A 14,275-nucleotide genomic window follows, 5' to 3' on the forward strand; every position below is an offset into this window, starting at 1 on the left:
AAATGAGCGGCAAGTCACCAGGGCATCAGAAGTGGCCCGATCACAAGGTACGTGAAGAGCCGGTTGAACAATCGATGGAGGTCGAAGTCGAAGGAGCCATCGTCGCCAGCTCGAAAAACGTCATCAAGGTTGTCGAAGAAAAGTCGCCGGTGCGCTACTACTTTCCGCGCGCCGACGTCCGCATGGAGAAGCTCAAGCGCTCGCAGACCACCACCGAATGCCCCTTCAAGGGCCATGCGAGCTACTACGGCTTGAACCTGGGCGAGCGGCAGCTCGACGATGCCGTGTGGACGTACGAGGATCCGTACGACGAACACCAGGCGCTGAAAGAGCGCATGGCGTTCTACGACGACAAGTATCCGGAGATCCATGTCCGGCCGAAGAGCTGAGCCGATGGGACAGCGCTCCCGCTGTAGTTCAACGGACAGAATGCGGCCCTCCGAAGGCCGAGATCCAGGTTCGATTCCTGGCGGCGGGGCCACGCGTGTGCGGCAAGTTTTGCCGCACAACCCGCAGCCGCATCGAGCCAGGCGCGGCGATGCGCGCGGCTTTGCACTAGCGGTGGTTGTCCAGCACCACCAGCTTCGACAGGCCGAACAGGTTGACCGGCTCGACGCTCAGCACCTGCCAGTCATGAGAAAGTATCTGCTCGTCGTACCTGAAGTCGGAGCGAAACCCCACGTGCTCGGCCGCCGAGCGAACGGCGCGCTCCAGCAGCCACCACAGCTTGCTGCCGCTGAAGTGGTTGAGCACCACGATGGTTCCGCCGGGCTTGCACACGCGGCGAATCTCGCGCACGAGTTCGGCCGGCCGCGGCGTCACCGACAGCACATATGGCACGGTCACGCAGTCGAAAGCGCCATCGGGAAAGCGCATGCGCTCGGCGTTCATGTGCTCGATGCTGATGTCATGCTGCGGCAGGTGGGCCGCGCGTTCCCGTGCGCGGTCGAGCATGTCATGCGAAAGATCGATGCCCACGATCTTGCATTGGGGCGGATAGCCCGCCAGCGCCAATCCGGTGCCCACGCCCACTTCGAGCAGCGATGCCGGCTGCAGCATGCGAACGACCTCCGCCATGCGCTTGCGCCCGGGCTCCAGCACCTGGCCGAACAAGGTGTCGTACAGCGGCGCGAGCCGGTCGTAGGTGCGGGCAACGCCGGCCTCCGACCCCGGTGCTTGCGGTTGCGAGCGATCGTCGTCACGCGTCGCGCCATGGTCACCGGGTCGTGCTCTGCTTTCCGTCATCTTTTTTCAGTTCCTGGGTCGGGCGGAGGGACCGCCGGGTTGGGCATCCGAGGCACGGGGCAAGCCGGGTGCCTGGCCGAAAGAGAAGGCGTCGCAAGAAGGACCGGGAGAGTCCGATTGCACGACGAGGTTTTCTCGACGACCCAGAATATCAACAAACCCCCGCCGCCTTCCTCATCTCCCCAATCCCGCAAGGGACGCATGGGCAGTGGATGCAAACGCACGCGACCGATATTCGCGAGCACGCTCGAACATGAGCTTTCAAGGAACGACATGACTTCTTCCCCTCTTGCAACCGACATGGCGAAGGCCTTTCGCGGATGAACGAGAAGCTCGACGCTCTCACCGACGCGACCCTGCTGGGGCTGCCCGTGCCCGACCTGGCGCTGGCCGTTGCAGCCGCCCTGGCGGCTTATCTTGCAATGCGGCTGGTGCTGCGCTATGTGATCGGCCGCACGCGCCAACTCGCGCAGCGCACGAGCAATCATGTCGACGACATGGTGGTGGAGGTGCTCGGCAGTACCAACCGCGTGTTCCTGCTGCTTGCCGCGGTGCTCGTCGGCGTGGGCATGCTCGACCTGACCGAGCGCTGGAACCAGCGCGTCGGGCAGCTGTGGTTCATTGCGCTGGCGTTGCAAACCGGGCTGTGGTTCACCAAGGCCATCAGCCTCGGGTTGCGCCGCTACGAGGCGCGCCATAGCTCTTCGGGCATGACGCAGGTCAGTGCGTCGGCGGTGCTTCTTTCATGGTCGCTGCGCACGCTGCTGTGGGCCGTGGTGCTGTTGGCGGTGCTGTCGAACCTGGGCGTCAACATCACCGCGTTTGTGGCCAGCCTCGGTGTGGGCGGCATTGCGATTGCGCTGGCGGTACAGAACATTCTTGGCGACCTGTTCGCATCGCTTTCGATTGCGGTCGACAAGCCCTTCGAGGTGGGCGACGCCATCGGCATTGGCGACCTGTCGGGCACGGTGCAGCACATCGGCCTGAAGACCACGCGCCTACGCAGCCTGACCGGCGAGCAGATCGTCATCAGCAACACCGACCTGCTCAAGCAGATCGTGAAGAACTATCGCCGCATGGAAGAGCGCCGCATTGCGTTCAAGTTCGGCATGAGCTACCGCAGCGACCCCGAAAAGCTGGAGGCCATCCCCGGCATCGTCAAGCGGCTGATCGAATCGCGGCCCAAGCTGCGGTTGGACCGCGTGCACTTTCAGGCTTTCGGTGAAAGCTCGCTCGACTTCGAAGTGGTCTATTTCGTGACCACGCCGGACTACGGGCTCTACATGGATGAACAGCAGCGTCTCAACCTGCAGATGATGCGCGAGTTCGACGCGCTGGGCGTCGAGTTCGCCATTCCGACGCGCGGCGTGTATGTGATGTCGGATGGCGGCAATCCCGCCGAAGCCGCAGAGCGGAATGACCGCGTCGAGGAAGCCCCTCGGGCGCAGCGCGCCGCAAAGCAGCACTAGCCGCCCGGGGCCTCCAGGCATCGGGCGACGGACGCCAGCAGATCGGCCGGATGCAGCATGGCCGCGCGCGCCTTTCGCGCGGTGTCGTATTGATGCAGCGCAGCCCGCAGCCGCGGCTCTGTCGTGAGCGCATTCCAAACGGGCTCGAGAGAATCGGCCGACGGCAGCTCGCCTGCAAGAAGCTGGTGCGCGAAGGCGAGGCTCGCGGGCTCCCCAAGCAGCATGGCCTTGCTTGCCGCGCTCAACAACGGTGGATACGCTTCGGGCGGTGCCGAGCAGCAATAGATCACGTGCGGCGGCAATGAGTCGCCATCGGGCTGCAGCCGTTGCAGCGACGCGCCCTGGATGCGCGCGACACCATCGGCGGATGCAAAGGCATAGGTCGCCTCGGGGCGGGCTTCCGCCAGCCGCCGCAACCCGCGCAGCAGGCGCGAAAAGTCCGCCGTGGCAGCCGCAGGGGAGGCCTTGATCTCCGCAAGAAGAACGAGTTCGGCGACGTCACCCGTGCTGCTGCGCACAATCGCGGCGTCCCATTCTTCCTTGGCCTTGTTCGCCTCGCCCGGAAAAGCGGGAGGGTTCCGAAGGCTCTGCACGACGCGATAGTTCGCAACACTTTTTTCACGCTGATTCAGCGCATCCGCAATCTTGCGGAACGCCTGCACGCCGGCTTCCTCTGCAACCTCACCGCGACGGGCCGCCGCGCGCCCCTTGGAGAGGGCGGCGTGGCTGCCGGCCATCGGCCCCTGGCGTTCGCAAAGCGCCCGGTAGCGCTGCACGGCCTCCAGGTGCAGCAAGCGGCTGCCGCGCACCAGGCGTTTCAGCGCAGGGTTGGAAAGAATGGCCTCCAACGCGGGTTGCAAGTTTTGCTGTGCGGAGAGATTCCGGCCGAGCAAATGCTCGATGGCGCGCGCAAGCTCTTCCCACGAGTCCGCCGCTGCCAAGGCGTGCAACCGCGCCAGTGCGTCCCGCACTTCATCGGCCGGCATCTGACGCAACTTGCCCGGATGCGCGATGGCATTCGTTGCGGCCCTGATGGCACGCTGGTCGGACTCGCGCTGCCTGGACAGCTGCGCATGTTGACGAACCTCTGCATCCTGCGCCTGCATCACCAGCGCCTGGAAAGCCGGGTCCCCGCCTTCGGGCGCCAGCGCCTTGCGGATCAACTGCGCCAGCGCCTCGGTGAAAAGCGAACGAACGGAAGCCGGCGGCGGCACCTCAAGTTCCTCCTGCCCGATGCGAACGGCCTCGATCGCAAAGGCCAGGGCCGCATCCGTGCTGCTTGCCGCGGCCGCGCCCGCATCGCCTGGCAAGGACGGCATGCGGTACCTGCGCGGTGCGGCGCGCAGGGCGGCCGGAAGAAGGGTGTCGGGGTGCTGCAATTCAGTTCAGGCTTTTGCCGCAAGTTCGGGTGGAGCATCGCATGCCTGCAGAGGCCACGCCGCAGGCATGCGGATTGCCGGCGATTTGGGCATGACGAAGAACACTGAACGGTGGCACCGCAAGCTCGACGAGCGGGCGGCCGAGCTCGAGTCCGAATTGAGGACCGCCAAGGCCGATGAAGCCGAGGCGCCCACCCGAACCCCGCATGTGCAAGTGCCGGACACGGTCGATGCCGCCGAGGAGCGGCTCCGCGGCGCGCTGCGAAGCGCGGAAATGGACCGCGACGTTGCCGAACTCCGCGACATCGAGGCCGCCAGAGAGCGGCTGCGCACCGGCGAATTCGGTACCTGCGTGGACTGCGGCGTGCAGATTCCGGCCGAAAGGCTGAACGCCATGCCGGCCTCCGCCCGCTGCGTCGAATGCCAGGAGCGCTACGAGCGCACGCACCCGATCGAGATCCGCCTGCCGCCGGCGCTTTGAACCTAGCGCCGGGGCAAGACAAAAGCACAAGCGGCGTCCCGCGAGGGACGCCGCTCGGCGCTTCAGGACAAAGCGTGCAACCGACTCAATAGTCCATGCCGCCGGCTGGCATGGCCGGAGCCTTGTCGGCCGGCTTAGGCAGTTCCGCCACGGTCGCATCCGTCGTGAGGATCAGGCCCGCGATCGACGCCGCGTTCTGCAGCGCGGTGCGGGTGACCTTGGTCGGATCGACCACGCCGATCTGCACCAGGTCGCCGTACTCGCCGGTCGAGGCGTCGTAGCCGTAGTTGCCCTTGCCCTCGAGCACCTTGGAAACGACCACCGAAGGTTCCACGCCTGCATTGGCAACAATGGCGCGCAGCGGTGCCTCGAGCGCGCGCAGCGCAATGCGAATGCCCGCGTCCTGGTCGGCGTTGGCGCCCTTCAGCTCGGTGACGGCCGCACGCGCGCGCAGCAGCGCCACGCCGCCGCCGGGCACGATGCCTTCCTCGACGGCCGCGCGCGTGGCGTGCAGCGCATCGTCGACGCGGTCCTTCTTCTCCTTCATTTCCACTTCGGTGGCGGCACCGACGCGGATCACGGCCACGCCGCCCGCGAGCTTGGCCACGCGCTCCTGCAGCTTCTCGCGGTCGTAGTCGCTGGTCGCCTGCTCGATCTGCGCCTGGATCGACTTCACGCGCGCATCGATGAGCGCCTGGTCGCCCGCGCCGTCGATGATGATGGTGTTCTCCTTCTGCACCTCGACGCGCTTGGCGCGGCCCAGGTCTTCGAGCGTTGCCTTGTCGAGCTGCTTGCCGGTTTCTTCGGAGATCACCGTCGCGCCCGTGAGCACGGCAATGTCCTCGAGCATTGCCTTGCGGCGGTCGCCGAAGCCCGGCGCCTTGACGGCCGCAACCTTCAGCACGCCGCGCATGGAGTTGACCACCAACGTGGCAAGCGCTTCGCCCTCGACCTCTTCGGCCACGATCAGGAGCGGCTTGCCGGCCTTTGCGGCGGCTTCGAGCACCGGCAGCAGTTCGCGGATGTTCGAGATCTTCTTGTCGTGCAGCAGCACCAGCGGATCATCGAGATGCGCCACCTGCTTTTCGGGGTCGTTGATGAAATAGGGGCTCAGGTAGCCGCGGTCGAACTGCATGCCCTCGACCACGTCGAGTTCGTTCTCGAGCGACTTGCCGTCTTCCACCGTGATCACGCCTTCCTTGCCGACTTTCTCCATCGCGTCGGCAATGATCTTGCCGATGGCTTCGTCGGAGTTGGCCGACAGCGCCGCCACCTGCGCGATCTCCTTGCCCGTGGAGATGGGCTTGGAGAGCTTGCGCAGCTCTTCGAGCACCGCGGCGGTGGCCTTGTCGATGCCGCGCTTCAGGTCCATCGGGTTCATGCCCGAGGCTACGTGCTTCATGCCTTCCTGAACGATGGCTTGCGCGAGCACGGTGGCGGTGGTGGTGCCGTCGCCCGCCACGTCGGCCGTCTTGGAGGCGACCTGCTTCACGATCTGCGCGCCCATGTTCTCGAACTTGTCGGCAAGCTCGATCTCCTTGGCCACCGACACGCCGTCCTTGGTGATAGTGGGGGCGCCGAAGCTGCGTTCGAGCAGCACGTTGCGGCCCTTCGGACCGAGCGTGACCTTCACCGCATCGGCAAGGATGTTGACGCCCGCAACAATGCGCTGGCGGGCGTTGTCATGGAACCTGACGTCCTTGGCAGTCATTTTTTCATCACTCCTTTCACAACGGGTTTCTGGACATCATCAGGCGACGCGCTTCAGGCCGCCGCGTTCGCTGGTGTCTACAACCGCGAGCACGTCGTCCTCGCGCATCACCAGCAGTTCCTCGTCTTCGACCTTGACCGTCTGCCCCGCGTACTTGGCAAAGAGCACCTGGTCGCCCGCCTTCAGGTGCAAGGGGCGCAGGGTGCCGTCCGCAAGCAGCTTGCCCTGGCCCACCGAGAGCACCTCGCCCTGTTCGGGCTTCTCCGCGGCCGAGTCGGGGATCACGATGCCGGAAGCCGTCTTGCGCTGCTGTTCGATTCGCTTGACGATCACCCGGTCGTACAGAGGATGAAGTTTCATGTTCAATCTCCTAAGCGATACAGGTCATCAAAAAAGTTGAACCGGCACCGAGAAATGCCGGCGCGCGAGAGCTATGGGCGCGCCGCCGACGCTTCAAGAGGCCGGGGCGCAGATTTTTTTGTGACGATTTTTTTTCAGCCGCCGCCAAGCAGGATGCGGTCCGCGCGGCCCAGCCGGTAGACGGTGCGGCGCGCCGCATCGTCGCCATGCAGCGGCTGGGGCATCACGGGGCAGGGCAGCGGGCGCCCGCCGCTCTCGTCGAGCGTGTCGTCGCCGTCGTCTTGCACTTCGGCCCAGATGCCGCGCTTGCGCGGGCGGAACAGCCAGCGCAGGTAACCGCGGTGCGCGGCAAGCCGCATCAGCTCTTCGCGATCGGGCGCATCGGCCATGACGTGGCCGCCGTCGCTGTCGTCGTCTTCGTAGTAGCCAAAGGCGCGTCGGCCGTCGCTCACTTCGGTTGCGGGGGCGCCCAGCCGCCACCATGCCGGCCGCTCCAGCCGCTCGACGTCCCAGGCGCCGAGTTGCCACGCCGCCTCGAGCAGCGATTGCTCGAGTGCGTCGAATGCATCGAGCACGCCCTGGGGCAGGTCGAACTGCGCCATCGACTGCGGCACCGGCCGCGCAGGTAGTTCGAGGCCCGGCAGATGCAAAGGCGTCTGCCGGAAGAAGCCGTGCCAGTGCAGGGACAGCAACGCAGGCGCTTCTTCGCGGGCCACGGCGGTCACGGTGACCGCATAGAGCGGCAGCCGCATCGCGTCGGACTGGTCGGCAACGGTTTCGAGAATGTTCATCAAGAGACCTCCAATGCAACGCAAAAAAATCTAGAGCAAGCCGGCGCCGGCCGCAAGCGGCAAACGCCGCAGGGGCGCCTTTGAATGCTCTTGAAATTAAAAACAGCCGCATCAAAATTACAGTCCGGAAGCCCCGCGCCTCCGTTTCTTCGCCCTCATTCCTTGTTCATTCATTTCCTCCCGAGGAGACTGTCTTGACGATGAAGATCGCGCAGATCGCACCCCTCTACGAAGCCGTTCCGCCGCGGCTTTACGGCGGCACCGAACGGGTCGTCGCCCACCTGGCCAACGCGCTGGTCGACCAGGGCCACGAGGTCACGCTGTTCGCTTCGGCGGACACGCAGACCCGGGCCCAGCTGGCACCCATGCGCGCGCAGGCCCTGCGCCTGGACCCGGCGCCGCTGAAGTCAGACCTGGCCAGCCACCTGAGCATGCTTCACGAAGTGCGGCGGCGAGCGCACCAGTTCGACGTGCTGCATTTCCATGTCGACCTGATGCACTTTCCGTTCTTCGAGGACATGGCGGGCCGCACGCTCACCACGCTCCATGGCCGGCTCGACATTGCCGACCTGCCCGGTGCCTACATGCGCTGGAGCCGCTATCCGCTGGTCTCCATATCGCGCCACCAACGCAAGCCGCTGCCTTTTGCCAACTGGTTCGCGACCATTCCCCACGGGCTGGACGAAACGCCCTATGCCTTCGAGCCCAAGCCTGACGGATACCTGGCTTTTCTTGGCCGCATCTCTCCCGAGAAGCGGCCCGACCGCGCCATCGAGATCGCCAAGCGCGCGGGCCTGCCACTCAAGATCGCGGCCAAGGTCGATGCGGCCGATGCGAGCTACTTTGCGCAAAAGATCAAGCCGATGCTCGATCACCCGCTGGTCGAATTCATCGGTGAGATCGGCGATGCCGACAAGGCGAAATTTCTCGGCGGTGCACGCGCGCTGCTCTTCCCCATCGACTGGCCCGAGCCCTTTGGCCTGGTGATGATCGAGGCCATGGCTTGCGGCACGCCGGTGATCGGATGGCGCTGCGGCTCGGTGCCCGAAGTGATCGAGCCCGGCGTGAGCGGGCTCATCGTCGAAGACGAGTCGCAGGCAGTGGAGGCGGTGCGCGCCATCGGCCAACTCGACCGGCGCCGCGTGCGCCAGGCGTTCGAAAACAGGTTCTCCGCGCATGCGATGGCAAGTGCCTACGTCGAGCAATACAAGCGGCTGATCGGCGGCGGGGTGCTTCCGCCGCAAGACCATGTCTACCATGAGGCGGCCTGAGCGATGAGCGTTGAAGTGCCTGCTGTCGATCAGGCCGAGCCGGCCACCGAACGCGCGGTGCAGCACGCGTTCGTGCTCAAGGAGGGCGATACCTATTTTGTGATGGACGGCCACGGCGACGTGGGCGGCGGGGTGGACGGGCTCTTTCACGACGACACGCGCATGCTGTCGACATTCGTGCTGCGGCTCGACGGCGCGCGTCCGTCGCTCTTGTCCAGCGGGGTGAGCCAGGACAACGTCTTCTTCACCGCCAATCTCACCAATCGTCCGCTGCCGGTGCTCGGATCGACATCGATGCCGCAGGGCGTGATCCATCTGGAGCGCAAGCGCTTTCTGTGGGGCGCGCGGCTGTTCGAGCGCATCCGGCTCGTCAACTACAGCGACCAGCCCGCGCAGGCGCCGCTCACGCTGCAGTTCGGCGCCGACTTTCGCGACATGTTCGAAGTGCGTGGCCAGCAGCGCGCGCGGCGCGGCGACATCGGCGCGCCAGAGGTGGGCACGCACGGCGTGGTGCTGCGCTACCAGGGGCTGGACACAGTCACGCGCTTGGCCTGCATCGACTTTTCGCAAGTCCCGCAGCGCCTCGATGCGGGCACTGCGGTATTCACCGTGCCGCTCGCAGCGCACGGCGAATGGACCCTCTATATCGAGGTGGGCACGGAGCCCGGCCGACCCAACGCGGCGCGGTTCCGCGAAGCAGGCTTGCTCGCGCGGTGGCGCATGCGCGCACGCCAGCGCCGCGGTTCACGCCTGCAGGCTTCGGGGCGCTTGTTCCAGGCCTGGCTCGACCGCTCGCGCGCCGACCTTGCGCTGCTCACGTCCGACCTGCCCACGGGGCCGTATCCCTATGCGGGCATTCCATGGTTCTCCACGCCGTTCGGGCGCGACGCCATCGTCACCGCATTCCAGACGCTGTGGATCGACCCGAGGCTGGCGCAGGGCGTGCTCGAATTTCTTGCGGCGCGGCAGGCGCACCAGACCTCGAGCTTTCGCGATGCCGAGCCCGGAAAAATCATGCACGAGACCCGCAAGGGCGAGATGGCCGCGGTCGACGAACTGCCCTTCGGCCAGTACTACGGTGGGGTCGACACCACGCCGCTTTTCGTGGCCTTGGCAGGTGCCTATGCGCGGCGCACGGCCGACCGCGCCACCATCGCGCACATCTGGCCCGCGCTGTGCGCCGCTTGTGAATGGATGGAGCGCAACATGGCGCGCCACCCCGATGGCCTGCTAGCCTACCAGCGCGGTGAAGCGAGCGGCCTTGCCAACCAGGGGTGGAAGGACAGCCACGACTCGATCTTCCACGCCGACGGCCGCACGCCCGAAGGGCCGATTGCTCTTGTGGAGGTCCAAGGCTATGTCTATGCGGCCTTTCTCGCGATGTCGTCCATGGCCGAGTGGCAGGGCGACTCGGGCGCCGCCCGTTGGCGCCAGCGCGCCGAGGCCATGCGCGAAGCGGTTGAAAGCCGCTTCTGGCTCGACGACCTGAAGTTCTACGCGCTTGCCATCGACGGTGCCAACCAGCCCTGCCGCGTGCGTGCGTCCAACGCGGGGCATCTGCTCTTCACGGGCCTGCCCGGCGAAGAGCGCGCCTTGTCCGTCGGCCACCAGTTGCTGTCGTCGGCCTTCGCTTCGGGCTGGGGTATTCGCACCTTGCCGACGGAGGCGGTGCGCTTCAACCCGATGTCGTATCACAACGGCTCGGTGTGGCCGCACGACGTGGCGCTGTGCGCAGCCGGGCTCGCGCACTACGGCGAACGCGACGGCGTGGTGCGCATCCTCGACAACCTGTTCGAGACGGCTTCGCACTTCGGCATGCGCTTGCCCGAACTGTTCTGCGGCTTCGACCGCCAGCCTGGGCAGTCACCCGTTGCGTATCCTGTGGCGTGTCTGCCGCAGGCGTGGGCGGCAGGCTCGGTGTTCATGCTGCTGCAGGCCTGCCTGGGCCTGCAGGTGGATGGCATCCGGCGCGAGGTGAAGATCGTGCAGCCGCAGTTGCCCGCGGACATCGACCAGCTGCACGTGCAAGGGCTGCAGGTGGGGAGTGCGCGTGTCGACCTGCACTTTCAGCGGCTCGAAGAACGCATCGTCGTGGTCGCGCAATCGGCGCCCGGCACGCCCAAGGTCGACGTCAACCTGCAGCTTTAGCGGTGCGGCGCAAAGCGTGACATTTATGAGCGCACCGCGCGGCGCGCGTGACACTGATTGTCATGTGCAGAGGGTTTTGCGGGCCCTGAGGCTTTTTTGCGCAGCGATCCGCAAGCGAGGCGAATAGAAAAGGGCTCATCTGCGAATTGGGCATGCATGTTGCGGTAGCAAGGTTTAACAAAACCTCAATACAACATGCATCAACCGGCCAGCGAAGACAACAACCTCCCCGACAACACCCTCGACAACTTCCTGGACAACTCCTTGGACCGCCGCATGTTCTGCATGGGCGCGATGAGTCTCGCCGCCCTTGGAACCGCCGCGTGCGGCGGAGGAGGAGGCGGCAGCGGAGCGGGCAGCATCGGCCTGCTTGGCGGTGCGACGCAGGGCACCGCTGGTGCGGCACCCGGTCCCGCAACGGGTTCCGGCTCCGAAGACGTGCCGACGCCAGCCCCCTCGCCCGCGCGAACGAAGCCGTTCGTTCACCCCGGCCTGCTGCACACCGAGGCCGACTTCGAGCGCATGCGCCTCAAGGTCGCGGCCAACGCACAGCCCTGGCTTGCCGGATGGAATGCGCTCACATCCAATGGCCGCTCGCAGCTCGGCGCCACGCCGAGGCCGCTGGCCACGGTGATTCGGGGGGACGTCCCGGGCCAGAACTTCGCGCAGTTCTACATCGACGTTGCGCGCGCCTACCAACTGGCGCTGCGCTGGAAGGTTTCGCAGGACACGCGCTATGCCGACTTGGCGATCAGGTTCCTCAACGAGTGGTCGTCCACGCTGACAGCGATCGAGGGCAACTCCGACCGCTTTCTTGCGGCAGGCATCTACGGCCAGCAGTTCGCGAATGCGGCCGAGATCATGCGCACCTATCCGGGCTGGGCGGCCAGCGACTTCGCGCGCTTCCAGAACATGATGCTGACGGTGTTCTATCCGCTCAACCACAGCTTTCTTGTCAACCACAACGGCTCCGAGATCACCAACTACTGGGCCAACTGGGACCAGTGCACGATTGGCGCCATCCTGGCTATCGGGGTGCTGTGCGACCGACGCGACATCTACGACGAGGCGCTGAACTACTACAAGAACGGCGCGGGCAACGGCGCCGGCTTGCAGGCGGTCTATCACGTGCATCCCGGCTATCTGGGCCAGTGGCAGGAGAGCGGCCGCGACCAGGGCCACTGCACCCTGGGCATCGGCCTGGCCGGCGCTTTCTGCGAAATGGCGTGGAACCAGGGCGACGACATCTACGGCTATGAGAACAACCGCTTTCTGGCCGGTGCCGAATACGTCGCCAAGTCCAATCTTCGCGACGGCGCGGGCGACTTCTACACCGTGCCTTTCGTCACCAACGTGAACAAGCAGGGAACGCAGTCCATGTTGGCGACGGACGGGCAGGGGCATCGGCGCGGCATCTGGGAGAGCGTGTACAACCACTATGCAAACCGGCTCGGCATTGCCACGCCCTACACCGCGCTGCAGGCCGAGCAGATGCGCCCGGAAACGGACGGCGGCAACGGCGACCAGCTCGGCTTCGGAACCCTGACTTTCACGCGCGATCCGCTCACGGCGCTCGTGCGGCCGAGCGGGCTCACCGCGCGGGTGCGCGCCTCGCAAGTGGAGTTGTCGTGGTGGGGCAGCACCGGCGCGTTGAGCTACTCGGTCAGGCGCGCGTCCACCGCGGGCGGGCCGTACAGCACCACCGTGGCTTCAGGCATTACCGACACGCTCACCTTCACGGACACCACAGGCGTTGCGGGAGAGGTGTACTACTACGTCGTGATTGCCGTGAACGCGGGCGGGGAGAGCGAACCTTCCGTCGAAGCCAGGGCCGCCCTCAAGCCCGAGCTGCTGATGCATCTCGCGTTCGACGAAGCGCAAGGGAACTCCGCCGCCGATGCGACAGGCCGTTTTGCCGCCAGCGAGCTTGCCGGTGGCGCGGCCTGGACCGCGGGCCGCAACTCGGGGGCCGTCGCCCTGGGCGGCACGGGCGCCTACATCAACCTGCCCACGGGCCTGCTGAAGGATGCGGCCGACTTCACGATCGCATGCTGGGTGTACGTGGACAGCCTCTCCACGTGGTCGCGCGTGTTCGACTTCGGCTCCGGCGCGCGCCGCTGGATGATGCTCACGCCGCGCAGCAACGCCGGCACCGTGCGCTACGCGATTTCCAGGGTTCACGGCTACAACGAGCAGGTGATCGAAGGCGCGTCGCCGCTGCCGACCGGGCGCTGGGTGCACGTGGCCGTGACCTTGGCCGGCACGCTCGGCACGCTGTATGTCGACGGCGCCGCAGTCGGCAGCAACGCGCAGATGACGCTGGCCCCCTTCGACCTGGGAGAGACGACGCAGAACTTTCTCGGCCGCTCGCAGTATCCGAACGATCCGGCGCTGCGCGCGCAGCTGGACGACTTTCGGGTCTACCAGGGCGCGCTGGGCGCCGCGGAGATCGCGGCGCTGCTCTAGCCGCGGGCTTCGAAGCCGGGCGCCTGGCTCATCTCGGAAGGCTTGTAGATCTTGTGCTGCGCGGTGGGGCCGCCGGCGTCGGCCACTACCAGCAGGCGCCAGAGCGGCTCGCGCGCGGAGCACGCGCTTTCTTCGGGCGTGAGGTGGAAGTTCGGCGTTGCCGTGGAGGTGCCCTTCACGGCAACCCTGAGAAGGGTTGCGCCTTTTGCGTTCGACACCTCGATGTCGTAGCCCGGCTTCTGGCCGGTCACGTCCTCGGCGTTGTAGCCGTAGCCCTTGAAGTGGCCCATGACATATGCCATGGCGGCGGCCTGGACTTCTTCTGCCGAAGCCGGCTGTATCGCCTCGGGCTCCGCTTCTACCGCCGCAGGAACGCCGCCTCGGGCCTTGGCGGCCTGCATATCGGCCTCATCCGGAACCCAGCCGCGCGGGCCGCGCACCAGCACCGCCAGCAACTGCTCGGGCTCCCAGCTTGCAACGTGCCATTCGGAGTCGTCGCGCACGCGGGTGGACACCTTCGCGCTCTTGTTGCTTTCGAGTTCTGCAATCGCAACCCGGTTGGTCTGCACGACCGCGCGGAAGCCCTGGCCCGCGTCGAAGGTGCGCTTCAGCAATGCAAGGCGGTCTTTCGCGCGCTGCACCTGGTTGGGCGTTCGCGCGCCGCCGCCCGGGCGGTGCTGCGTGTCGAGCGATTCGAGATAGAACCAGCGCCCGTTCGCACCCACGTGCACATACTCCGCCCAGATGGTGGCAATGACGTTGTCGCCCGTGGCCATCCAGGCGTACTCGAAGGGCTTGTCGCGCGCGTCGAACACGCCCATCTTGGCGACGATTTCAACCGGACTGAGCCGCGGTCCTGACAGGCGCATCTCATCGATGACGGCGAGTACGCGGGGGTCGACTTCCTTGTCCATTCAGCGGGCTTCTGGCGAGTTTGGGGGGTGGGAGTATGCC

The 14,275-nt window shown here is 66.1% G+C and carries 13 protein-coding genes and 1 tRNA gene; 8 read left to right on the forward strand and 6 right to left on the reverse strand.

What is annotated here, in order from left to right; translation table 11 throughout:
• Nucleotides 1–2 precede the first annotated feature (2 nt).
• Both V9L21_RS21495 and V9L21_RS21500 read left to right on the forward strand, forming a co-directional pair.
• A complete protein-coding gene (locus V9L21_RS21495) occupies nucleotides 3–389 on the forward strand; it encodes a DUF427 domain-containing protein (protein WP_337314921.1) in 387 nt (128 codons plus the stop codon).
• A gap of 17 nt (nucleotides 390–406) precedes the next feature.
• A tRNA-Arg gene (locus tag V9L21_RS21500) sits at nucleotides 407–481 on the forward strand.
• Between the two features lie 74 nt (nucleotides 482–555).
• Here the strand turns inward: V9L21_RS21500 and V9L21_RS21505 are convergent.
• A complete protein-coding gene (locus tag V9L21_RS21505; protein ID WP_337314922.1) occupies nucleotides 556–1,245 on the reverse strand; it encodes a class I SAM-dependent methyltransferase in 690 nt (229 codons plus the stop codon).
• 320 nt (nucleotides 1,246–1,565) lie between these two features.
• On the opposite strand from V9L21_RS21505, the gene V9L21_RS21510 reads away from it, so the two are divergent.
• Nucleotides 1,566–2,714, forward strand: coding sequence for a mechanosensitive ion channel family protein (locus V9L21_RS21510; RefSeq protein ID WP_337314923.1), 1,149 nt, complete (start codon nucleotides 1,566–1,568; stop codon nucleotides 2,712–2,714).
• On the opposite strand, the gene V9L21_RS21515 is transcribed toward V9L21_RS21510, so the two are convergent.
• The gene (locus tag V9L21_RS21515; RefSeq protein ID WP_337314924.1) at nucleotides 2,711–3,820 is read right to left on the reverse strand and encodes a hypothetical protein; all 1,110 of its coding nucleotides are present in this window, start codon (nucleotides 3,818–3,820) and stop codon (nucleotides 2,711–2,713) included. The genes V9L21_RS21510 and V9L21_RS21515 overlap by 4 nt on opposite strands.
• Here V9L21_RS21515 and V9L21_RS21520 point away from each other — a divergent pair.
• Together V9L21_RS21520 and V9L21_RS21525 are read left to right on the forward strand one after the other, a co-directional pair.
• Nucleotides 3,788–4,201 carry a hypothetical protein gene (locus V9L21_RS21520; protein WP_337314925.1) on the forward strand — a complete coding sequence of 138 codons (414 nt, stop codon included), beginning with the start codon at nucleotides 3,788–3,790 and terminating at the stop codon, nucleotides 4,199–4,201. The genes V9L21_RS21515 and V9L21_RS21520 overlap by 33 nt on opposite strands.
• On the forward strand, nucleotides 4,185–4,574 hold the full coding sequence (locus tag V9L21_RS21525) for a TraR/DksA family transcriptional regulator (protein WP_337314926.1): 390 nt from the start codon (nucleotides 4,185–4,187) through the stop codon (nucleotides 4,572–4,574). Before V9L21_RS21520 ends, V9L21_RS21525 begins: the two co-directional genes overlap by 17 nt.
• A gap of 85 nt (nucleotides 4,575–4,659) precedes the next feature.
• On the opposite strand, the gene groL is transcribed toward V9L21_RS21525, so the two are convergent.
• From groL to V9L21_RS21540, 3 genes are all read right to left on the reverse strand, one after another.
• On the reverse strand, nucleotides 4,660–6,285 hold the full coding sequence (groL, locus tag V9L21_RS21530) for a chaperonin GroEL (RefSeq protein ID WP_337314927.1): 1,626 nt from the start codon (nucleotides 6,283–6,285) through the stop codon (nucleotides 4,660–4,662).
• A 39-nt stretch (nucleotides 6,286–6,324) separates the two neighbouring features.
• Nucleotides 6,325–6,645, reverse strand: a complete 321-nt coding sequence (locus V9L21_RS21535; protein WP_258503849.1) for a co-chaperone GroES — start codon at nucleotides 6,643–6,645, stop codon at nucleotides 6,325–6,327.
• A 134-nt stretch (nucleotides 6,646–6,779) separates the two neighbouring features.
• Entirely contained in the window at nucleotides 6,780–7,436 is a 657-nt protein-coding gene (locus V9L21_RS21540) for a diguanylate cyclase (protein ID WP_337314928.1), read from the reverse strand.
• 200 nt (nucleotides 7,437–7,636) lie between these two features.
• On the opposite strand from V9L21_RS21540, the gene V9L21_RS21545 reads away from it, so the two are divergent.
• The 3 genes from V9L21_RS21545 (at nucleotide 7,637) to V9L21_RS21555 (ending at nucleotide 13,321) form a co-directional block, all read left to right on the forward strand.
• Entirely contained in the window at nucleotides 7,637–8,707 is a 1,071-nt protein-coding gene (locus V9L21_RS21545; RefSeq protein ID WP_337314968.1) for a glycosyltransferase family 4 protein, read from the forward strand.
• Nucleotides 8,708–8,710: 3 nt separating this feature from the next.
• Nucleotides 8,711–10,855, forward strand: a complete 2,145-nt coding sequence (locus tag V9L21_RS21550) for an amylo-alpha-1,6-glucosidase (RefSeq protein WP_337314929.1) — start codon at nucleotides 8,711–8,713, stop codon at nucleotides 10,853–10,855.
• Between the two features lie 195 nt (nucleotides 10,856–11,050).
• A complete protein-coding gene (locus V9L21_RS21555) occupies nucleotides 11,051–13,321 on the forward strand; it encodes a LamG-like jellyroll fold domain-containing protein (RefSeq protein WP_337314930.1) in 2,271 nt (756 codons plus the stop codon).
• Here the strand turns inward: V9L21_RS21555 and V9L21_RS21560 are convergent.
• Nucleotides 13,318–14,235, reverse strand: coding sequence for a protein NO VEIN domain-containing protein (locus V9L21_RS21560; protein ID WP_337314931.1), 918 nt, complete (start codon nucleotides 14,233–14,235; stop codon nucleotides 13,318–13,320). The two genes, V9L21_RS21555 and V9L21_RS21560, sit on opposite strands and share 4 nt — an antisense overlap.
• Nucleotides 14,236–14,275 lie beyond the last annotated feature (40 nt).

Source organism: Variovorax sp. CCNWLW235, assembly GCF_037204085.1.
Taxonomy (GTDB): Bacteria; Pseudomonadota; Gammaproteobacteria; order Burkholderiales; family Burkholderiaceae_C; genus Variovorax.

What these genes read in the sequence shown, in the direction of transcription:
- V9L21_RS21495 (WP_337314921.1), top strand. Translation starts at nt 3, where the DNA reads ATGAGCGGCAAGTCACCAGGGCATCAGAAGTGGCCCGATCACAAGGTA.
- V9L21_RS21505 (WP_337314922.1), bottom strand. Translation starts at nt 1,245, where the DNA reads ATGACGGAAAGCAGAGCACGACCCGGTGACCATGGCGCGACGCGTGAC.
- V9L21_RS21510 (WP_337314923.1), top strand. Translation starts at nt 1,566, where the DNA reads ATGAACGAGAAGCTCGACGCTCTCACCGACGCGACCCTGCTGGGGCTG.
- V9L21_RS21520 (WP_337314925.1), top strand. Translation starts at nt 3,788, where the DNA reads ATGTTGACGAACCTCTGCATCCTGCGCCTGCATCACCAGCGCCTGGAA.
- V9L21_RS21515 (WP_337314924.1), bottom strand. Translation starts at nt 3,820, where the DNA reads ATGCAGGCGCAGGATGCAGAGGTTCGTCAACATGCGCAGCTGTCCAGG.
- V9L21_RS21525 (WP_337314926.1), top strand. Translation starts at nt 4,185, where the DNA reads ATGACGAAGAACACTGAACGGTGGCACCGCAAGCTCGACGAGCGGGCG.
- groL (WP_337314927.1), bottom strand. Translation starts at nt 6,285, where the DNA reads ATGACTGCCAAGGACGTCAGGTTCCATGACAACGCCCGCCAGCGCATT.
- V9L21_RS21535 (WP_258503849.1), bottom strand. Translation starts at nt 6,645, where the DNA reads ATGAAACTTCATCCTCTGTACGACCGGGTGATCGTCAAGCGAATCGAA.
- V9L21_RS21540 (WP_337314928.1), bottom strand. Translation starts at nt 7,436, where the DNA reads ATGAACATTCTCGAAACCGTTGCCGACCAGTCCGACGCGATGCGGCTG.
- V9L21_RS21545 (WP_337314968.1), top strand. Translation starts at nt 7,637, where the DNA reads ATGAAGATCGCGCAGATCGCACCCCTCTACGAAGCCGTTCCGCCGCGG.
- V9L21_RS21550 (WP_337314929.1), top strand. Translation starts at nt 8,711, where the DNA reads ATGAGCGTTGAAGTGCCTGCTGTCGATCAGGCCGAGCCGGCCACCGAA.
- V9L21_RS21555 (WP_337314930.1), top strand. Translation starts at nt 11,051, where the DNA reads ATGCATCAACCGGCCAGCGAAGACAACAACCTCCCCGACAACACCCTC.
- V9L21_RS21560 (WP_337314931.1), bottom strand. Translation starts at nt 14,235, where the DNA reads ATGGACAAGGAAGTCGACCCCCGCGTACTCGCCGTCATCGATGAGATG.